Annotated in this window: 22 protein-coding genes; 11 read left to right on the plus strand and 11 right to left on the minus strand. The window is 71.2% G+C overall.

Annotation, left to right across the window (positions count from 1 at the left end; all coding sequences use genetic code 11):
* The first annotated feature begins 54 nt into the window (after positions 1–54).
* On the plus strand, positions 55–981 hold the full coding sequence (locus CRYAR_RS47655) for a hypothetical protein (RefSeq protein ID WP_035856827.1): 927 nt from the start codon (positions 55–57) through the stop codon (positions 979–981).
* Positions 982–1359: 378 nt separating this feature from the next.
* On the opposite strand, the gene CRYAR_RS44675 is transcribed toward CRYAR_RS47655, so the two are convergent.
* Complete coding sequence (locus CRYAR_RS44675) at positions 1360–1803, minus strand: hypothetical protein (RefSeq protein WP_157018197.1); 444 nt, start codon at positions 1801–1803, stop codon at positions 1360–1362.
* 50 nt (positions 1804–1853) lie between these two features.
* Positions 1854–3455 carry an ABC-F family ATP-binding cassette domain-containing protein gene (locus CRYAR_RS30970; RefSeq protein ID WP_035868298.1) on the minus strand — a complete coding sequence of 534 codons (1602 nt, stop codon included), beginning with the start codon at positions 3453–3455 and terminating at the stop codon, positions 1854–1856.
* Between the two features lie 190 nt (positions 3456–3645).
* Between CRYAR_RS30970 and ypfJ the strand changes: the two genes are divergently transcribed.
* The 8 genes from ypfJ (at position 3646) to CRYAR_RS31010 (ending at position 9219) form a co-directional block, all read left to right on the plus strand.
* Entirely contained in the window at positions 3646–4527 is an 882-nt protein-coding gene (ypfJ, locus tag CRYAR_RS30975; RefSeq protein WP_035856828.1) for a KPN_02809 family neutral zinc metallopeptidase, read from the plus strand.
* 89 nt (positions 4528–4616) lie between these two features.
* Entirely contained in the window at positions 4617–4856 is a 240-nt protein-coding gene (locus tag CRYAR_RS30980; RefSeq protein ID WP_035856830.1) for a hypothetical protein, read from the plus strand.
* Complete coding sequence (locus CRYAR_RS30985) at positions 4853–5788, plus strand: ABC transporter ATP-binding protein (RefSeq protein ID WP_035856831.1); 936 nt, start codon at positions 4853–4855, stop codon at positions 5786–5788. Before CRYAR_RS30980 ends, CRYAR_RS30985 begins: the two co-directional genes overlap by 4 nt.
* Complete coding sequence (locus CRYAR_RS30990; RefSeq protein WP_035856832.1) at positions 5785–6537, plus strand: ABC transporter permease; 753 nt, start codon at positions 5785–5787, stop codon at positions 6535–6537. The genes CRYAR_RS30985 and CRYAR_RS30990 overlap by 4 nt, the downstream gene beginning before the upstream one ends.
* Positions 6538–6545: 8 nt before the next feature.
* Positions 6546–7748, plus strand: coding sequence for a sensor histidine kinase (locus tag CRYAR_RS43895; protein ID WP_063725948.1), 1203 nt, complete (start codon positions 6546–6548; stop codon positions 7746–7748).
* On the plus strand, positions 7745–8350 hold the full coding sequence (locus tag CRYAR_RS31000) for a response regulator transcription factor (RefSeq protein WP_035856833.1): 606 nt from the start codon (positions 7745–7747) through the stop codon (positions 8348–8350). Before CRYAR_RS43895 ends, CRYAR_RS31000 begins: the two co-directional genes overlap by 4 nt.
* A gap of 66 nt (positions 8351–8416) precedes the next feature.
* On the plus strand, positions 8417–8989 hold the full coding sequence (locus CRYAR_RS31005; protein WP_035856834.1) for a DUF2975 domain-containing protein: 573 nt from the start codon (positions 8417–8419) through the stop codon (positions 8987–8989).
* The gene (locus CRYAR_RS31010) at positions 8989–9219 is read left to right on the plus strand and encodes a helix-turn-helix domain-containing protein (protein ID WP_035856835.1); all 231 of its coding nucleotides are present in this window, start codon (positions 8989–8991) and stop codon (positions 9217–9219) included. The genes CRYAR_RS31005 and CRYAR_RS31010 overlap by 1 nt, the downstream gene beginning before the upstream one ends.
* Before the next feature lie 5 nt (positions 9220–9224).
* Here the strand turns inward: CRYAR_RS31010 and CRYAR_RS31015 are convergent, their stop codons facing one another.
* Positions 9225–9875 carry an acVLRF1 family peptidyl-tRNA hydrolase gene (locus tag CRYAR_RS31015; protein ID WP_035856836.1) on the minus strand — a complete coding sequence of 217 codons (651 nt, stop codon included), beginning with the start codon at positions 9873–9875 and terminating at the stop codon, positions 9225–9227.
* Between the two features lie 65 nt (positions 9876–9940).
* Here CRYAR_RS31015 and CRYAR_RS50395 point away from each other — a divergent pair, with 65 nt between their 5' ends.
* On the plus strand, positions 9941–10066 hold the full coding sequence (locus tag CRYAR_RS50395; protein WP_281174639.1) for a hypothetical protein: 126 nt from the start codon (positions 9941–9943) through the stop codon (positions 10064–10066).
* A gap of 30 nt (positions 10067–10096) precedes the next feature.
* Positions 10097–11311 (plus strand): MFS transporter, encoded by a 1215-nt coding sequence (locus CRYAR_RS31020; RefSeq protein WP_035856837.1) that lies wholly within the window; start codon positions 10097–10099, stop codon positions 11309–11311.
* Positions 11312–11333: 22 nt separating this feature from the next.
* On the opposite strand, the gene CRYAR_RS31025 is transcribed toward CRYAR_RS31020, so the two are convergent.
* Genes CRYAR_RS31025 through CRYAR_RS31060 form a run of 8 tightly spaced genes read right to left on the minus strand, consistent with a single transcriptional unit; the run spans position 11334 to position 17887 of the window.
* On the minus strand, positions 11334–11687 hold the full coding sequence (locus tag CRYAR_RS31025) for a metal-sulfur cluster assembly factor (protein WP_051571166.1): 354 nt from the start codon (positions 11685–11687) through the stop codon (positions 11334–11336).
* Positions 11684–12145 carry a Fe-S cluster assembly sulfur transfer protein SufU gene (gene sufU, locus CRYAR_RS31030; RefSeq protein WP_035856838.1) on the minus strand — a complete coding sequence of 154 codons (462 nt, stop codon included), beginning with the start codon at positions 12143–12145 and terminating at the stop codon, positions 11684–11686. Before sufU ends, CRYAR_RS31025 begins: the two co-directional genes overlap by 4 nt.
* 13 nt (positions 12146–12158) lie before the next feature.
* Positions 12159–13433 carry a cysteine desulfurase gene (locus CRYAR_RS31035; protein WP_035856839.1) on the minus strand — a complete coding sequence of 425 codons (1275 nt, stop codon included), beginning with the start codon at positions 13431–13433 and terminating at the stop codon, positions 12159–12161.
* Positions 13430–14197 (minus strand): Fe-S cluster assembly ATPase SufC, encoded by a 768-nt coding sequence (gene sufC / locus CRYAR_RS31040; protein ID WP_035856840.1) that lies wholly within the window; start codon positions 14195–14197, stop codon positions 13430–13432. Before sufC ends, CRYAR_RS31035 begins: the two co-directional genes overlap by 4 nt.
* A complete protein-coding gene (locus CRYAR_RS31045) occupies positions 14194–14523 on the minus strand; it encodes a non-heme iron oxygenase ferredoxin subunit (protein ID WP_035856841.1) in 330 nt (109 codons plus the stop codon). Before CRYAR_RS31045 ends, sufC begins: the two co-directional genes overlap by 4 nt.
* Positions 14523–15683: a Fe-S cluster assembly protein SufD gene (sufD, locus tag CRYAR_RS31050; protein ID WP_035856842.1), complete on the minus strand. Its 1161-nt coding sequence runs from the start codon at positions 15681–15683 to the stop codon at positions 14523–14525. Before sufD ends, CRYAR_RS31045 begins: the two co-directional genes overlap by 1 nt.
* Before the next feature lie 52 nt (positions 15684–15735).
* The gene (gene sufB, locus CRYAR_RS31055) at positions 15736–17202 is read right to left on the minus strand and encodes a Fe-S cluster assembly protein SufB (RefSeq protein WP_051571167.1); all 1467 of its coding nucleotides are present in this window, start codon (positions 17200–17202) and stop codon (positions 15736–15738) included.
* Between the two features lie 37 nt (positions 17203–17239).
* Positions 17240–17887 carry a helix-turn-helix domain-containing protein gene (locus tag CRYAR_RS31060; RefSeq protein WP_035868308.1) on the minus strand — a complete coding sequence of 216 codons (648 nt, stop codon included), beginning with the start codon at positions 17885–17887 and terminating at the stop codon, positions 17240–17242.
* Positions 17888–18128: the final 241 nt, after the last annotated feature.

Genomic DNA, 18128 nt, shown 5'->3' on the forward strand with positions numbered 1-18128 from the left:
CATATCCGGTTACGTGGAGCCGTGGGGCCTCGCCCCAGCGCATAGCCTGGGACCATGCCTCTCGTCCCGACCGACGACACCGCAGGCGTCGCTCCGGCGTTCTGGACCCCTTCGATCGCGAAGTCCCCCGGCGACAGCGACGAAGTGCGGGACACCAGCGCCGGCTCCCGTCCGGAGCCACCGGCCGCCGACACCCGACCGGCCACGGCCCCTTCGCCGACACTCTCGCCGGCCCTCTCCCCGGCCACGGCCCCTTCACCGGCCCCCTCGCCGGCCACCGACACCTGGGCCGACACCTGGGCCGACACCTGGGCCGACGCTCGGGCCGACGCCCGGGCCGACGCCCAGACCGACGCTCGGGCCAACGCCCAGGCCGACGCCCGCGCCCGCGCCCGCGCCGAACCCGAGGTGAACCCGACCGCGGACACCCAGGCGCTGCGCAGCATCGGCGACGACGCCTTACCCGTCTTCCTCGACACGACCGGTCGTCGCCGTCGCCGCGTCCGCGCGTTGCTCTGGCTGGTCAGCCTGGCCGGTCTCACCTACGCCGCGGTGCTCGTGCTGAGCCTCCTCTCCGGCCACGACTCGCAGTCGCTCGGCGCCCCCGAATACCGGCCGGGCAACCGTTCCCCGGCCGCCACCGGAGCCCCGGTCGCCAGCACCAAGGCCGTGATCCCCCGCACCACCGCCGCCGCCGACGCCGACGCCGCCGCCGCCAAGCGCCCGGTCGCACCCGGCACCGGACCGGACACCCGCCGGGCCGGGACACCGCGCGCGGACGCGCCTCGTTCCCGGGCCGCCTCCCCCAGCGCCCCCGCCGCAGCCGCTCCGGCCACGTCGTCACCCCCGTCGGCCCCGGCCGCCACCTCCGCGCCCGCGAACCCGGCGAACCCGGCCCAACCGTCCACACCGGCCACGTCCCCGTCGGCCGGCGATCAGGGCGGAATCGTCGACCGTCTGCTCGACACACTGTTCCCCTGAGCCCGGTAAATCACCTATCGCAAGTGGTCAGACACTCTCAGTAACCATGTGTCACACACCCGACACAAATCAACTGTGAGTTACCAGATAGCCAATCTCGTTATCCCATCTCGGCTTTGTCCGGACTTAGTGCGGATTGGCGGCGAAATCTGTCCGGATACCACCCTGATTGCCCCTTACTAAGCGTGAGCCCAGCCCACTCCAAACAGTCATTACTCTCGAATTCGTGAACCCTGTCGCCCCCTCCGACGTCACGCAGCGTCTCGAACCGGTCGGTGATGAACTCACCTCCAACGCACCGGTCTTTCTCGACACCACCGGCCGACGCCGGCGCCGTGTCCGCTTCGTCGGCGTCGTCGTTTCCAGCGCCTGTCTCCTCTACATCGGACTCCTGGCGTTCAGCCTCTTCACCGGGAGCTCGGTCGGCCTGAACACGCTCTTCCCCGACGGGCAGCGCGCGGTCGGCGCCGATGCCTCGGCCGAGCCGTCCCCGTCGGCCTCCGCGTCGCGGTCGACGTCGGGCAACCTGACTCGCCGCACCTCGCCGTCGGAGGAGAGCAGCAGCCAGCCGGTGACCGCCGGTAGCGCCGCGCCGCGCGCGGCCGCAGCCCCGAAGCCGACCCCGACGAAGGCCGCGGCACCGAGTGCCGCACCGACGACGGCCGCCCCCACCACGGCACCGACGACCGCACCGACGACCGCCGCGCCCACCACGGCACCGACGACCGCTCCCATGCCGTCCACGGCGCCCTCGGGCGGCAGCAACGACGCTCCGGGCGTCGGAGCCGGCACCACCCCGTAAGCAACCGGGCGACGGCTCACGCGAAAGGGCTCCTACCCCGCGGGGTAGGAGCCCTTCGTCGTCGGCCGGCTCAGGCCAGCGACACCAGTTCCATCAGGTCGTCGGACCAGTTGTCCTCCACCCCGTCGGGCAGCAGGATCACCTTCTCCGGCTTGAGCGCCTCGACCGCGCCGGGGTCGTGCGTCACCAGCACGACCGCGCCGGTGTAGGTCGTGAGCGCGTCCAGCACCTGGACGCGGCTGGCCGGGTCGAGGTTGTTCGTCGGCTCGTCGAGCAGCAGCACGTTCGCCGCCGAGCTCACCAGGCCGGCCAGCGCCAGCCGGGTCTTCTCCCCGCCGGAGAGCACCCCGGCCGGCTTGTCGACGTCGTCGCCGGAGAACAGGAACGCACCCAGCAGCCGCCGGATCTCGCCGTCGGAGCTGTCCGGCGACGCGGAACGCATGTTCTCCAGCACGGTGCGCTCGGTGTCGAGCGTCTCGTGCTCCTGGGCGTAGTAGCCGAGCCGGAGCCCGTGGCCGGGCTCGACCGCGCCGGTGTCGGGTTGCTCCATGCCGGAGAGCAGCCGCAGCAGCGTGGTCTTCCCGGCGCCGTTCAGCCCGAGCACGACGACGCGCGTGCCCCGGTCGACCGCCAGGTCGACGTCGGTGAAGATCTCGAGCGAGCCGTAGCTCTTGGAGAGCCCGGACGCGGTGAGCGGTGTGCGCCCACAGGGCGCCGGCGTCGGGAAGCGCACCTTCGCGACCTTGTCCGACACACGTTCGTCGGCCAGCCCGGCCAGCAGCTTCTCGGCCCGCTTGGCCATGTTCTGCGCCGCGGTGGCCTTGGTGGCCTTCGCGCGCATCTTGTCGGCCTGCGTCATCAGCGCGCCGGCCTTCTTCTCGGCGTTGGCACGCTCACGCTTGCGGCGCCGCTCGTCGGCCTCCCGCTGCGCGTGGTAGGCCTTCCAGCCGAGGTTGTACTGGTCCACCTCGGCGCGGTTGGCGTCCAGGTACCAGACCTTGTTGACGACGGCCTCGAGCAGATCGCCGTCGTGGGAGATGACGATCAGGCCGCTCTTGTGGCCCTTGAGGTAGTCGCGCAGCCACGTGATCGAGTCGGCGTCGAGGTGGTTGGTCGGTTCGTCGAGCAGCAGCGTCTCGGCGTCGGAAAAGAGAATCCGAGCCAGTTCGACGCGGCGGCGCTGACCGCCGGAGAGCGTGCGCAGCGGCTGACCGAGCACCCGGTCGGGCAGGCCGAGGTTCGCGCAGATGCGCGCGGCCTCGCTCTCGGCGGCGTACCCGCCGAGCGCCGCGAACTGGTCCTCCAGGCGGCCGTACCGGCGGACCAGCTTGTCGCGGTCCTTGTCGGTGGCCGCCTCGGCCATCCCGACCTGCACCTTGTCCATGTCGTGCAGCAGCACGTCGAGCCCGCGGGCGGAGAGCACCCGGTCGCGGGCGGTGACGTCGAGGTCGCCGGTGCGTGGGTCCTGCGGGAGGTAGCCGACCTCGCCGCGCCGGCTGACCTCGCCCGCGTACGGCAGGCCCTCGCCCGCCAGCACCTTGAGCGTGGTCGTCTTGCCGGCGCCGTTCCGGCCGACCAGGCCGATCCGATCACCGGGCTGCACGCGCAGCGTGGTGTCGGAGAGCAGGATGCGCGCACCCGCGCGCAGCTCGAGGCCGGTAACGGTGATCACGGTGAAGATTCCTCGCAGACGGACGGGCCGGACGGACACAAGGCGAGGGTCGGTCTACGAGCGCACAGAGCCAGTCTACCCGGCCGCCCCGAGCGAGTTCCGAGGCCGCGGCCGGAGTAGGTTGGCACGGCCTCCGGCGGGGTACCGGATCGGCGGCGGACAGGCTGGCTTCGGTAGGACGGTGCGAACGATGGACTTCGACGACGACGCCAACCTTGACCTCTCCAAGGTCGAAGACGGACGGGGAGGCGGAGGTGGCTTCGGTGGCCCGATGGTCGTCGGCGGGGGCGCGCTCGGGCTGATCGTCACCGTGGTGCTGGCGCTGCTCGGCTACAACACGCTCGGAAGCGACTCGTCGAGCCCGGCGCCCAGCGGCTCGGCGAACCTCGCGCAGGAGTGCGCGGCGACGAACGAGAAGCGGTTCGATCTCGTCCAGTGCCGGCAGGTCGCGGTCTTCGACGACCTGCGCGACTACTGGGGCACCGACGGCGCACCGGCCCTGAACGCGAAGTACAGCGACCCCACGCTGCGGTTCTTCACCCAGGGTGTGAACACCGCGTGCGGTCAGGCCACGTCGGCCGTCGGGCCGTTCTACTGCCCCGGTGACCAGCGCATCTACATCGATCTGGGGTTCTACGACGAGCTCGCGAAGCGGTTCGGGGCACCCGGCGAGTTCGCCCAGGCCTACGTGCTGGCGCACGAGTTCGGGCACCACGTGCAGTACCTGACCGGGTTCGAGGGCGAGGTCCGGAAGCTGCAGCAGCAGAACCCCGGCAAGGCCAACCAGTACTCGATCGCGCTGGAGTTGCAGGCCGACTGTTACGCCGGGGTGTGGACGGCGAACGCGACCGGCGGAGCCCAGAGCCTCGTCGAGGGCGTCTCCCAGGAGGACATCAAGTCCGCTCTCGGGGCCGCCGGTGCGGTCGGTGACGACCGGATCCAGGAGCAGTCCGGGGGCCAGGTCAACCCGGAGACGTGGACGCACGGTTCGGCCGCCCAGCGCGAGCAGTGGTTCGACGTCGGCCGCAACAGCGGTGACCCGCAGTCCTGCACCACGCTCAAGCGGGCATGACAAACCTCATGGGTCGGCCGTGAGCCGCACCCGAAAGGTCGTGTAACCGCGCACGGGCCCGGAGCCGGGATCGCCACCAGGCTTGAGTCATGGCCAACAACGCGCTGTCGAACTACCTCGCCGACTCGATGTCGCTCACCTCGGCTCCCACCGTGCGCCGGGAGCTGGCGGTCACGATCACCACGCTGGCCCTCCTCGGGGGAGCGTGGCTGATCGTCGACAACCAGCGGTTCCTCACGATCTTCAGCTTCGCGATGGGCGCCTACATCGTGACCCGCCTGGTCCTGGCGGCCCGCACGCAGGCCTCGGCCACCCGGAACCCGCGATGAACGCGGTCGACGTCCGCGACCTCACCCGGACCTACAAGTCCGGCGCCGAGGCCGTCCGGGGCATCAGCTTCCAGGTGGCGCCCGGCCAGGTGTTCGGCCTGCTCGGCACGAACGGCGCCGGCAAGACCTCCACGATGGACGTCGTCGCCGGCCTCGCCGCGCCGACGTCCGGAACCGTGCGGGTGCTGGGCCACGACCCGATCCGGGAGCGCCGGGCCGTCCGGCACCGCACCGGGGTCGTGCTGCAGTCCGGCGGCTTACCGGGCGAGCTGACCGTTGGCGAGGCCGTGCGCATGTGGGCCGGAACGATGCGCGCGCCCCGGCCGGCCGACGAGGCGATCGAGGCCGTCGACCTGGCCGACCGGATGGGCGTGCCGATCAAGAGCCTCTCCGGCGGCGAGCGCCGCCGGCTGGACCTCGCGGTCGCGCTGCTCGGCCGCCCCGACCTGCTGATGCTGGACGAGCCGACGACCGGCCTGGACGCCGAGAGCCGCCGCCGGATCTGGACGCTGATCCGCGCGCTCGTCGACGCCGGCACGGCAGTGCTGCTCACCACCCACCATCTGGAGGAGGCCGAGGAGCTCTCGGACGCACTCGCGATCCTGCACCGCGGCCGGATCGTCGCCGAGGGCACGCTCGACGAGGTCGTCGCCACCTACCGGGCCGAGATCCGCTGGGGCGACACCGTAGGCCGACCCCCGGCCGGAGTCCTCGACGCCGGTGAGGCCGTGGAGGTCGAGGGCAGGCACGTCGTGGTGCGTACCGGCAGCCTGCAGCGCACGCTCAGCCGCGTGCTGCGCTGGGCCGACGACACCGGGATCGCGCTGCCCGAACTGCGCGCCACCCCGGCGTCGCTGGAGACCGCGTTCCTCGCCTTGGCCCGCAGCACCGACGACCCCGCCCCCCGTGAGCTCGAGGAGATCGCCCGATGACTGCCGTACTGCACCGGACCTACTCGCTCGGACGCGCCGAGGTGCTGCTGCTGCGCCGCAACAAGACGCTGCTGTTCACCGCGGTGCTGGTGCCGCTGGGGCTGGTCGCCGCGCTCGCGTCCGCGCAGGACGGCCGGACCGACGACAACGCCGCGGCCGGCATGGTCAGCCTGTTCACCGGCATGGTGCTGCTGTTCGTCGTCTACTACACGGTGCTGAGCGCGTCGGTGGCGCGGCGGGAGGAAGGTGTCCTGCAGCGCCTGCGCACCGGTGAGGCCGGCGACGCGGAGATCCTGAGCGCGCTCGCGCTGCCCGGCACCGTGGTCGCGATCGCCCAGGTGGTGCTGTTCGGGGTGGTCGGGGCGCTGGCACTCGGCCTGCCCGCGCCGGGCAACCCGCTCGTCGTGCTGGTCGCGCTGCTGCTCGGCGCGGTGATGCTGTCGGTCGTCGCACTGCTCACCGCGGTGATCTCGAAGACCGTCGAGTCGGTGCAGATCACCAGCCTGCCGGTGCTCGCGATCTGCCTGTTCGGCGGCGGCCTGGCCGTGCCGATCGACTCGATGCCGGAGAACCTGGCGCGGGTCGCGCAGTTCACCCCGCTGGCCCCGGTGCTCGAACTGGCGCGCACCGGGTGGCTCGGCACCGCCGAACTGGCCGGCACCGCGGGGCAGATCGGGATCCTGCTGGGCTGGATCGTCCTGGGATCCCTGCTGGTCCGGACGTCGTTCCGCTGGTCGCCCCGGGCATGATCGGACGCATGAACCCATGGCGGTGGTGGCAGAGCACCGACGACCTCGGCCGGGTGACGCTCTACACCCGGTCCTCGATCCTCCCGCTGTTGGTCGTCGGCCCGCTGGTCATCGCGTCGGTGCCGGCCGTGCAGCGGGGCGAGATCAGCGAGCCGGTGGTGATCACGCTCGTCGCCACCGTGGTCGGGATGTCGCTGCTGGCCGCGTTCCTCGTCGATCGGCAGGTGATCGGCCGGGCGCTGGGCCGGCCGCACCTGACGCTGCTGGCTGGAGCCGCGCTGGTCGCCACCGTGATCGTGAGCCTGCTCCCGATCGGGAACATTCGCGGGCCCGCGCTGCTGACGGTCGCGGCGTTCACGATGGCTCCGATCGGCGCCTTCGGCTCGCGGTTCTACGTACCGATCGGCCTGGCGTTCGCCGGCGCGATCGCGCTGCAGTCGAACGTGCGGGACCAACCGGAACAGCTCGTCCCACTGACCGTGCAGATGGTTCTGCTCCTGTACGTGGTCGCGGGCACGGCGCAGCTGTCGGTCTGGCTGGTCAACGTGGTGCGTCGGCTGGCGGACGCGGATCGGACCCGGGCCGAGCTCGCGGTGGCCGAGGAGCGGCTGCGGTTCGCGCGTGACCTGCACGACATCGTCGGGCGCGACCTGTCGGCGATCGCGGTCACCAGCGACCTGGTCGCCGAGCTCGCCCGGCGCGGTCGTCCGGAGGCGGCCGAGCGGGCCGAGGAGGTGCGCACGATCGCGCAGGAGTCGCTGCGTCAGGTGCGCGAGGCCGTCCGCGGGTACCGGACGATCGACCTGCGGACCGAGCTGGAAGGCTCGGCGGCGCTGCTGCGCTCGGCCGGGGTGAAGAGCCGGATGAGCGCCGACGTCGGCACGCTGCCGGACGACGTCCGGACCGCGACGGCCTGGGTCGTGCGCGAAGGCGTGACGAACGTGGTGCGGCACTCGAACGCCACGCTGTGCCGGATCGAGGTACGGGAAGAAGGGGGCACGGTGCACGTGCGGCTGGAGAACGACGGCGTGAGCGGGCCGCTCGGGCAGGGGTCCGGGCTGGTCGGGTTGGCCGAGCGGCTCCGCCCGCTCGGGGGTGAGCTCACGTCCGAGCAACGCGACGGGTCGTTCGTGCTGCGCGCCGAGATACCGGCGGCGGGTGCCCCGGCGGCGGTCTCGGGGGCCGACGGTGGGCGGGAGGTGCGCGCGTGATCCGGGTGTTGCTGGCCGACGACGAGAACCTCGTGCGCAGCGCCATCGCCGGCCTGCTCGACCTGCAGGACGACCTGCTGATCGTGGCCCAGGCGGCGTCCGGAACCGAGGCGGTCGCGATGGCGAGCAAGGAGCTGCCCGACGTCGCGGTGCTCGACCTGCAGATGCCGGGCGCCGACGGGCTCGCCGCGGCCACGCAGATCCACGCCGCCGTGCCCGGCTGCGCGACGATGGTGCTGACCAGCCACGGCCGGCCCGGCTACCTCAAGCGGGCGCTGGAGATCGGCGTGCGGGGGTTCCTGCCGAAGACCTCGTCCGGGTCGGTGCTGGCCGCCGCGATCCGCACCGTGGCCGGCGGCGGCCGGTACGTCGACCCCGAACTCGCCGCGGACGCGATCGCCGCCGGCGAGAGCCCGCTCACCCCCCGCGAGGCCGACGTTCTGGAGCTCGCCGCCGACGGCGCGACGGTCGAGGAGATCGCGGTGCGCATCTCGCTCTCGCCGGGCACCGTGCGCAACCACCTGTCGTCGGCGACCGGCAAACTCGGCGCAGCCAACCGCCACGAGGCCGTCGCCGCCGCCCGCCGCTCCGGCTGGATCTGACCGCTTGACAACGGAGACCACCTTATCGAATATCGATGTTATCGACTTTCGATAAGGGAGACGGCCATGCGACGACGAGGGCACCTCGGGGAGTTCGAGATCCTGCTGATCGTGGCGCTCGCGGCCTGCGGCGTGGGACTGATCGCGGGAGCCTGGCAGCTCGTCGCCCGCGTGCCGATCACGGTCGCGGTCCAGGGCACGCCGACGCTGTCCGGCCTGGCGCCGGGGGTCCGCCCCGAGCAGGCCGGTCCGGTGGCGGTGATCGTGGACGACCCGACCGGGTCGCAGGTCGCGTGGGAAGCGCTACGCACCGCGCCCTGGTTCGCGCTCATCGTGTTCACGCTGGTGATGCTCCTGCTGGTGGTGCGTTCCGCGCGCCGGGGCGAGCCGTTCTCGGACGCGAACATCCAGCGGCTCGCGCTGACCGGCTGGGTGCTGCTGGTGGGGAGCGCGCTGGCGTTCGTGCTCGAACTGATCGCCGTGACCGAGCTGTCGGAGAGCGTGTCCGTGTCCGGGGCGCTCAGCGGAGGCGCGACCTACTCGTTCGTCTGGGCGTTCTCGAGCCTCGGGTTCCTGGCCGTGGCCGAGGTGCTGAAGCGGGGACGGGCGATCCAGGCCGACCTCGCCGGGGTGGTGTGATGCCGCCGGACGAGCAGCACCGCGTCGACGTGCACATCGACCGGTTGCTCGCCGAGCGGGGCATGACGCTCACGGAGCTGGCGGGCAAGGTCGGCATCACGCTGGCGAACCTGTCGATCCTGAAGAACGGGCGGGCGCGAGCGATCCGGTTCAGCACGCTGACCGCGCTCTGCGAGGTGCTCGACTGCCAGCCCGGCGACCTCTTCACCGTCCCGGCGACGCCACCCTGAGTGGACTACGGCGCCACCCGGATGCGGGCCGCGCGGAACGCCTCCGGGGTGGCTTCGAGGATCGTGCGGCGGGGGTCGGGGACGGTGAGGAAGCGCTCGACCGCCAGCTGACGCAGCGGCGCCAGCGTGCGGTTCTCGAGCGTGGTGTCGACCGCGGCCCGGTCGCCGCCGAGCACGACCGCGTCGAGCGTGCCCGCTTCGGGGAGGAGCACGCGCTCGGCGACGGCCGCCGCCGCCTCGGTGAGCTGGCGCGCCTGCCCCTCGCGACGCCGGGCGAACCGCTGCTGCGACCAGCCGCCGGCCTTGTTGCGGCCGTGCACCGGCCGGGTGTCGACCTTCGACACGACCAACCGCGTGCCCTCGAAGATCCCGGCCGCGTAGCCACCGAGCCGCACCAGCAGCACCCCGACCCGCCGGTCGGTCGCGGTGTGCGTCACCAGCGCCTCGAGCGGGTCGCGCACGCCGATCACCAACGGTGGGAACGGGGCGTGGCACTCGGCGATCGCGCCGTCGGCCCCGTGCACGGTGACGACGTCCGCCGCGACGTCGGTGCGGCCCTCGCCGTGGCGTTCGGTGAAGCCGGCCAGCCAGCGCTCCAGGCGCTCGGGCGGGACCTCGACCCAGCGTCCGCCGCCGGCGGCCGGCTTTCCTCCCATGTCAGGTCACCCTACGGTTGCCGAGGAAGGCCAGCACGGCCAGGACACGGCGGTGGTGCTCACCGGTGTCGGCGACCCCGAGCTTGCCGACGATGATCTACGGGCTGGGCCTCGGCCCGGTGGCGCTCGGGGCCCGGCTGCGGGCACGCCGTGAGGGCCGCCGGACCGCGCCGGTCGGGTTGGCCGGGTAATTCGCTTGCCGTCCGGTGTCTCCTGGCGCTGTGGCGGCTTACCGGGTGTACCTCGGGATCTCGTTCGCGCTCGCGGCGACCACCGGGCTCGTGTACACGACGATCGTCGTCTACCGGGTGGAGGCCGCCGGGCTGGACCCGTTGCAGCTCGTGCTGGTCGGGACGGCGCTCGAGGCCGCGTACTTCACGTTCCAGCTGCCCACCGGCGTGCTCGCCGACCTCGGCAGCAGCCGGACGTGTGTGGTGCTGGGGGTCGCTGTCCTGGGCGTCGGGCTGGTGGTGGAGGGCTCGCTACCGACCTTCGCCGGCGTCCTGGCCGCGCAGGTGGTCGGCGCGCTGGGGTACGCGCTGGTGAGCGGAGCGTTGGAAGCCTGGATCGCCGGGGAGGTCGGCACCGGCGACCTCACCCGGGTGTACCTGCGTGGGTCCCAGGCCGGGCTGGTCGGCACGCTGCTGGGCACCGCGGTGAGCGGCGTGGTGGCCGCGCGGCGCCTCGATCTGCCGCTGCTGGCCGGCGGTGGCCTGCTGCTCGCGACCGCGGCGTCGCTCGTCGTCGTCATGCCCGCACGGACGCGCGCCCGCGTCCCGGCCGAGGGTGATCTCTCGGCGCTGGGGACGGTGCGGGCGGCCTGGGCGCTGATCGTGCGGCGGCCGGCGTTCCTGCTGGTGTTCGGCGTGGTCGCGCTCGTCGGGGGGTGGAGCGAGGCGATCGACCGGCTCTGGGGCGCGCATCTCCTGGAGAACTTCCGGCTCCCCGGCCCCGACGCCACCCTCTGGTTCAGCGTCCTGGGTGTGGCCGCGACCCTGCTCGGGCTCGCCGTCACCCAGTCGCTCGCCACCCGGACCGGCGACACCATGCGGACGCTGCTCGTCGTCGTCGCCGCGCTGCTCGTCACCACGATCGTGTTCGGACTGGCCACGAACGTCTGGGTGGCGATAGGCGCCGCGCTGGCGCTCTCGGCCGCGCGCACCGCGTTCGCCCCGGTGCTGAGCGCCTGGCTGGTCGAACGCACCGATCCCGGCGTCCGCGCGACCGTGCTCTCGGCCCGGGACATGTTCGACGCCACGGGTCAGGTCGCCGGTGGCCCCGCTCTCGGCGCCCTCGGCACCTGGTGGTCCCTGCGCGCCGCCCTCGTCGTCGGCTCCACCGCGCTGGCCCCCGCCGCGGCCCTCCTGGTCGTGGCCCGGCGCCGCCTCCGGACCGCGGCCGCCGGGAACACGAACTCCCCGCCACCCGGAGGGTGACGGGGAGCTCGCGAGGCGATCGTCAGACGTTGAAGCCCAGAGCGCGGAGCTGCTCGCGGCCGTCGTCGGTGATCTTGTCCGGGCCCCACGGGGGCATCCAGACCCAGTTGACCCGGAAGTCCTCAACCAGGCCACCGCTGACCAGCGCGGCCCGGGTCTGGTCCTCGATCACGTCGGTGAGCGGACACGCCGCGGACGTGAGCGTCATGTCGATCGTGGCGATGTTCGTGTCGTCGACGTGGATGCCGTAGACGAGCCCGAGGTCGACCACGTTGATCCCGAGCTCCGGGTCGACCACGTCACGCATGGCCTCTTCGACGTCGTCGATCTTGGCGATGTCCAGGGCGGCACCGCCGCCGGCTACCGGCTCAGTCATGCCTCAGCCCCTTCTTTTGAGACGGCCTGCGCCGTCGCGTCCTTGAACGCCATCCACGCGAGCAGAGCGCACTTCACCCGCGCCGGGTACTTGGCGACGCCGGCGAACGCGATCGCGTCCTCCAGCACTTCCTCGTCGGGCTCGATCTGCCCGCGCGACTGGAGCAGCTCGACGAACGTGTCGACGGTGCTGAACGCGCCCTCGACCGACTTCCCCACGATCAACTCGTGCAGCACCGACGCCGACGCCTGGCTGATCGAGCACCCGGCGCCGTCGTACGAGACGTCGGCCACCGAGTCACCGGACAGGTGGACCCGCAGCGTCACCTCGTCACCACAGGTCGGGTTGACGTGATGCACCTGCGCCTCGAACGGGTCACGCAGACCGCGCCCGTGCGGGTGCTTGTAGTGGTCCAGGATGATCTCCTGGTACATCGCGTCCCCGAACAAGCCACTCATACGAAAAACTCCATCACCCGAAGAACCGGACTACCTGGTGCAACCCATCGACGAGCGCGTCAATTTCCGCTTCGGTCGTGTACAGGTAGAACGAGGCGCGCGTGGTGGCCGGAACCCCGAACCGGACGCAGGTCGGGCGGGCGCAGTGGTGCCCCACCCGGACCGCGATACCCAGCTCGTCCAGGTACTGGCCGATGTCGTGCGGGTGGATCTCCCCGAGCGAGAACGAGATCGTGCCGCCCCGGGCCTCGGTGGTGTCGGGCCCGACGATCGTCAGGCCCGGAACCGACTTCAGGCGCGGCAGCGCGTACTCCACCAGCCGGTGCTCGTGCGCCTGGATGTTCTCCAGGCCCAGCTCGGTCAGGTACCGCACGGCGGCACCGAGCCCGACGGCCTCGGCGATCATCGGCGTACCGGCCTCGAACCGGTGCGGGATCCCGGCGAACGTCGAGCCCTCCATCGAGACGGTCTCGATCATCTCGCCGCCACCGAGGAACGGCGGCATCGAGTTGAGCAGATCCGCCCGGCCCCAGAGCACGCCGATGCCGGTCGGCCCGACCATCTTGTGCCCGGTGAACGCGATGAAGTCGACGCCGAGGTCGGCCACGTTCACCGGCATGTGCGGCACCGACTGCGACGCGTCGAGCATCACCAGCGCGCCCACCTGGCGGGCCCGCGCCACGATCGGCTCGACCGGGTTCTGGGTGCCGAGGATGTTCGACTGGTGGACGTAGGAGACGAACCGCGTCCGCTCGTTGATCAGCGTGTCGAGTTCGGACAGGTCCAGCCGGCCGTCGTCGGTGATCCCGAACCACCGCAGCGTCGCGCCGGTGCGCTCGCAGAGCAGCTGCCACGGCACGATGTTGGAGTGGTGCTCCATCTCCGAGATCACGATCTCGTCGCCCGGGCCCACCAGCGGGAACGCCGTGCCGGCGGGACGACCGGCGGTGTTGCCGAGCGAGTACGCGACGAGGTTGAGCGCCTCGGACGAGTTCTTCGTGAAGATGACCTCGTTGCGGCTCGGCGCGTGGATCAGGCCGGCCACCGCGTCCCGGGCCGCCTCGTAGGCCAGCGTCGCCTCCGAGCCGAGCGTGTGCACGGCCCGGGCGACGTTGGCGTTGTGGCGGGCGAGGTGCTCGCTCATCGCGTCGATGACGGCCTGGGGCTTCTGCGAAGTGTTCGCGGAGTCCAGGTAGATCACCGGGACGCCTTCGCCGCCGCCCTCGGTGTGCAGGCGACGCGAGAGGATCGGGAAGTCCTTCCGGATCAGCTCGACGTCATAACTCATGAGACAGCCCCCGCGGCGGTGATGAACCGCTCGTAGCCCGAGGCCTCCAGCTCGTCGGCGAGCTCCGGGCCGCCCTCCTGGACGATGCGGCCGCCGACGAACACGTGCACGAAGTCGGGCTGGATGTAGCGCAGGATCCGCGTGTAGTGGGTGATCAGCAGCGTGCCGATGTCGCCGTTCGCCCGCGCCCGGTTGACGCCCTCGGAGACCGACTTGAGCGCGTCGATGTCGAGGCCGGAGTCGGTCTCGTCGAGGATCGCGATCTTCGGCTTGAGCAGCTCGAGCTGGAGGATCTCGTGCCGCTTCTTCTCACCGCCGGAGAAGCCCTCGTTGACGTTGCGCTCGGCGAACGACTGGTCGACGCCGAGCGTCTCCATCGCGGTCTTGACTTCCTTGACCCAGAGGCGGAGCTTCGGCGCCTCGCCGCGGACCGCGGTGGCCGCGGTGCGCAGGAAGTTCGACACCGAGACACCGGGCACCTCGACCGGGTACTGCATCGCGAGGAACAGGCCGGCGCGGGCCCGCTCGTCGACGCTCATCGCGAGGACGTCCTCGCCGTCGAGCAGCACGGTGCCGCTGGTGACCGTGTACTTGGGGTGGCCGGCGATCGAGTAGGCCAGCGTGGACTTGCCGGAGCCGTTCGGCCCCATGATCGCGTGCGTCTCCCCCGACTTCACGGTGAGGTCGACCCCGCGCAGGATCGGCTTCGCATCGTCGCCGGTCAGGACGCTGACGTGCAGGTCGCGGATCTCGAGCGTGCTCACTGGGGGGACTCCTGGTTCGTGTTCAGAGATACGAGAACGTCGTCGCCGTCGACCCGGACCGGGTAGACGGGCACCGGTTTGGTCGCCGGCAGGCCGGTGGGTTTGCCCGACCGCAGATCGAAGCGGGATCCGTGCAGCCAGCACTCGATCGCGCAGTCCTCCACGTCGCCTTCGGAGAGCGGAACGATCGCGTGCGAGCACTCGTCGCGGATCGCGAAGAATTCGCCGTTCGACCGCACGACCGCGACCGGCTCACCGTCGACCTCGACGGCGAGGACTCCTTCCTCCTCGACGTCGTTCACGGCGCAGACCCGGGTGTACGTCATTACGCGCCCGCCTTGGCCAGCCGCGCGTCGATCGTGGAGGTGATGGCCTCGACCAGCTCCGGGTTGCCGATCTTCTGGGTGATCTCGGCGAAGAAGCCACGGACCACCAGGCGCCGGGCCTCGTCGGCCGGGATGCCCCGGGACTGCAGGTAGAACAGCTGCTCGTCGTCGAAGCGGCCGGTGGCGCTGGCGTGCCCGGCGCCGACGATCTCGCCGGTCTCGATCTCCAGGTTGGGCACCGAGTCGGCGCGGGCGCCGTCGGTGAGCACCAGGTTGCGGTTGATCTCGTACGTGTCGGTGCCGCTGGCTTCGTCCTGGATCAGCACGTCGCCGACCCAGACCGTGTGGGCGTCCGCGCCCTGCAGCGCGCCGCGGTAGACGACGTTCGAGCGGCAGTCGGGCACCGAGTGGTCGACGAACAGCCGGTGCTCGAGGTGCTGACCGGCGTCGGCGAAGTAGATGCCGTACGCGTCGATCTCGCCGCCGCGGCCGGTGAACTCCACCGACGTGTACTGGCGGACCAGGTCGCCGCCGAGCGTCACCGCGATGTGGGTGATCCGCGCGTCGCGGCCGAGCTTCACCCGCTGGTGCTGCAGCTGGACCGAGTCGGCCGACCAGTCGGTGCGGGTCACGAACGTGAGGCTCGCGTTGTCACCGACGAGGATCTCGACGTTGTCGGCCAGCGCGACGTTACCGGCCTGGTCGAGCAGGATCTTGGCCTCGGCGTTGGGCTTGATGTCGAGGACGAGGTGGCCGTGGCTGGCGCCGTTGGCGTCCCGGCCGGTGCGGTCGATGACCACGTACTCGCGGACGACGTCGGTCACCGTGACGACGGTGGCGGCCTTCACCTTGCCGTACGCGTCCGCGGAGGGACGGTCGAACGGTGTCAGCGCGCTCCCGACCCGCGGGTCGTCCGTTCCCACGTGCTCGACGCGGACGCCCTCCGCGGTGCCGACGCGCTCGTCGAGCGCGTCGGCGGCCGGCTCGGCGCTGCTGTCGTGCAGGCCGCGGAGCCGGTCGAGCGGCGTGAACCGCCACTCTTCCTCCCGGCCGGTGAGCCGGGGGAAGTCGGCCACGTCGTAGGAGCGCAGCGCCTCGGCCTTGCTGGCCGGCGGCTTGCCGTCGGCCGGGCCACCGTGGCTGTGCGCTCCGGCGAGCACAGGAGCATCGCTAGACACTTGCTTTTACCTCTTATCGCTGTTCGAACGGGGACTAACCGACTGCGCCTTCCATCTGCAGTTCGATCAGGCGGTTGAGCTCGAGCGCGTACTCCATCGGGAGCTCGCGGGCGATCGGCTCGACGAAGCCGCGGACGATCATCGCCATCGCCTCGTCCTCGGTCAGCCCTCGGCTCATCAGGTAGAACAGCTGGTCGTCGCTGATCTTGGAGACCGTGGCCTCGTGCCCCATCGCGACGTCGTCCTCGCGGACGTCGACGTAGGGGTAGGTGTCGGAGCGGGAGACCGTGTCGACGAGCAGCGCGTCGCACTTCACCGTCGACTTCGAGCCGACCGCACCGTCGAGCACCTGCACCAGGCCGCGGTACGAGGTGCGGCCGCCGCCGCGGGCCACCGACTTGCTGACGATCGTCGACGACGTGTTCGGCGCGGCGTGCACCATCTTGGCGCCGGCGTCCTGGTGCTGGCCCTCGCCCGCGAACGCGATCGAGAGGACCTCGCCCTTGGCGTGCTCGCCGGTCATGAAGACGGCCGGGTACTTCATCGTCACCTTGGAGCCGATGTTGCCGTCGATCCACTCCATGGTGGCGCCCTCGTGGCAGACGGCGCGCTTGGTGACCAGGTTGTACACGTTGTTCGACCAGTTCTGGATCGTCGTGTACCGGCACCGGGCGTTCTTCTTCACGATGATCTCGACGACCGCGGAGTGCAGCGAGTCCGACGAGTAGATCGGCGCCGTGCAGCCCTCGACGTAGTGCACGTACGCGCCCTCGTCGACGATGATCAGCGTCCGCTCGAACTGGCCCATGTTCTCGGTGTTGATCCGGAAGTAGGCCTGCAGCGGGATCTCGACGTGCACGCCCTTCGGCACGTAGATGAACGAGCCGCCGGACCAGGTGGCGGTGTTCAGCGCGGCGAACTTGTTGTCGCCGACCGGGATCACCGAACCGAAGTACTCCTTGAAGATGTCCTCGTGCTCGCGCAGCGCGGTGTCGGTGTCCATGAACACCACGCCCTGCTCCTCGAGGTCCTCACGGATCTTGTGGTAGACGACCTCGGACTCGTACTGGGCCGCGACACCGGAGACCAGCCGCTGCTTCTCCGCCTCCGGGATGCCCAGCTTGTCGTAGGTGTTCTTGATGTCCTCGGGAAGCTCTTCCCAGCTCGCCGCCTGCTTCTCGGTCGAGCGGACGAAGTACTTGATGTTGTCGAAGTCGATGCCGCCGAGGTCGGCGCCCCAGTCGGGCATCGGCTTCTTGCCGAACAGCGTCAACCCGCGCAGGCGGCGGCGGAGCATCCACTCGGGTTCGCTCTTCTTCGCCGAGATGTCCCGGACGACGGCTTCGTTGATTCCGCGCTGCGCGGCGGCGCCGGCGACGTCGGAGTCGGACCAGCCGAACGCATAGTTGCCCAGCGCCGCGATCTGCTCGTCCTGCGTGAGGGGCACGGTCGCGACGGGCGCGCCGGCCTCCGAGCGGTTCTCGGGCGTGATGGCGGTCATGAGGACGTCCTCCCGGGACGGGTGTGGGTCAGGTGGTTCAAACTGCTTTGCGCACCGGTATGTGCGTCGTACAGACGCCGTCTCCGTGCGCGATCGTCGCGAGCCGTTGGACGTGGCTGCCGAGCAACCGGGAAATGACCGCGGTCTCGGCTTCGCAGAGTTCCGGGAACTCGGCCGCGACCTGGGCCACCGGGCAGTGGTGCTGACACAGCTGGCCACCCCCGGCCAGCGCCGACGCGCTGGCAGCGTAGCCCTCCGCGGAGAGCGCCCCGGCCAGGGCCTCGGCCCGGGCGAGCGGATCGTCCCCGGCGTCGGCCATCGCCGTCCGGCAGCGCTCCTCGAGTACCCGGACGCGTTCGGCGGCGAACGTCGCCACCGCGTCCTGCCCGTGGAGGCGGGCCAGGAACCGGAGCACCTCGGCGGCCAGGTCGTCGTACGTGTGCGGGAACGTCTGCCGGCCGGCGTCGGTGAGCACGAACTCCTTGGCCGGGCGCCCGCGGCCGCGCGGACCGCGGCCGGGCTTCTCCCGGCTCTCGACCGCCCCTTCGGCCAGCAGGGCGTCGAGGTGGCGGCGGACCGCGGCCGCGGTGAGGCCGAGCCGTTCGCTCAGATGCGTCGCGGTGGCGCCGCCGTCTTCCAACAGCATGCGGGTGATCCGGTCGCGGGTTTTCACGTCGGAGCCCAGCCGGACGTCGGCACCCTGGGTGGGTGCCGCCGTGGCGGGCGTCTCGACGTTTTTCACAACATCATTGTTGCGGATATCTGACCGACCGGCCAGCTGAGGTCACGAGGGCATCGCAGTGAACAGGATCACGCAGGGTAGCCTTACCTGATCGCGAGACCTCCGTTATTGCCGTGATCTGGGGGGATTCCCGCGTGGCGCTCGCGTGCACCGTTCGCTCCCACGGCACGATGGCCCCCGTGAT

It is taken from the genome of Cryptosporangium arvum DSM 44712, from assembly GCF_000585375.1.
GTDB lineage: Bacteria > Actinomycetota > Actinomycetes > Mycobacteriales > Cryptosporangiaceae > Cryptosporangium > Cryptosporangium arvum.

Excerpts from the sequence above, each read along its gene's own strand:
- CRYAR_RS47655 (WP_035856827.1), top strand. The coding sequence starts at position 55 with ATGCCTCTCGTCCCGACCGACGACACCGCAGGCGTCGCTCCGGCGTTC.
- ypfJ (WP_035856828.1), top strand. The coding sequence starts at position 3,646 with ATGGACTTCGACGACGACGCCAACCTTGACCTCTCCAAGGTCGAAGAC.
- CRYAR_RS30980 (WP_035856830.1), top strand. The coding sequence starts at position 4,617 with ATGGCCAACAACGCGCTGTCGAACTACCTCGCCGACTCGATGTCGCTC.
- CRYAR_RS30985 (WP_035856831.1), top strand. The coding sequence starts at position 4,853 with ATGAACGCGGTCGACGTCCGCGACCTCACCCGGACCTACAAGTCCGGC.
- CRYAR_RS30990 (WP_035856832.1), top strand. The coding sequence starts at position 5,785 with ATGACTGCCGTACTGCACCGGACCTACTCGCTCGGACGCGCCGAGGTG.
- CRYAR_RS43895 (WP_063725948.1), top strand. The coding sequence starts at position 6,546 with ATGAACCCATGGCGGTGGTGGCAGAGCACCGACGACCTCGGCCGGGTG.
- CRYAR_RS31005 (WP_035856834.1), top strand. The coding sequence starts at position 8,417 with ATGCGACGACGAGGGCACCTCGGGGAGTTCGAGATCCTGCTGATCGTG.
- CRYAR_RS31010 (WP_035856835.1), top strand. The coding sequence starts at position 8,989 with ATGCCGCCGGACGAGCAGCACCGCGTCGACGTGCACATCGACCGGTTG.
- CRYAR_RS31015 (WP_035856836.1), bottom strand. The coding sequence starts at position 9,875 with ATGGGAGGAAAGCCGGCCGCCGGCGGCGGACGCTGGGTCGAGGTCCCG.
- CRYAR_RS31025 (WP_051571166.1), bottom strand. The coding sequence starts at position 11,687 with ATGACTGAGCCGGTAGCCGGCGGCGGTGCCGCCCTGGACATCGCCAAG.
- sufU (WP_035856838.1), bottom strand. The coding sequence starts at position 12,145 with ATGAGTGGCTTGTTCGGGGACGCGATGTACCAGGAGATCATCCTGGAC.
- CRYAR_RS31035 (WP_035856839.1), bottom strand. The coding sequence starts at position 13,433 with ATGAGTTATGACGTCGAGCTGATCCGGAAGGACTTCCCGATCCTCTCG.
- CRYAR_RS31045 (WP_035856841.1), bottom strand. The coding sequence starts at position 14,523 with ATGACGTACACCCGGGTCTGCGCCGTGAACGACGTCGAGGAGGAAGGA.
- sufB (WP_051571167.1), bottom strand. The coding sequence starts at position 17,202 with ATGACCGCCATCACGCCCGAGAACCGCTCGGAGGCCGGCGCGCCCGTC.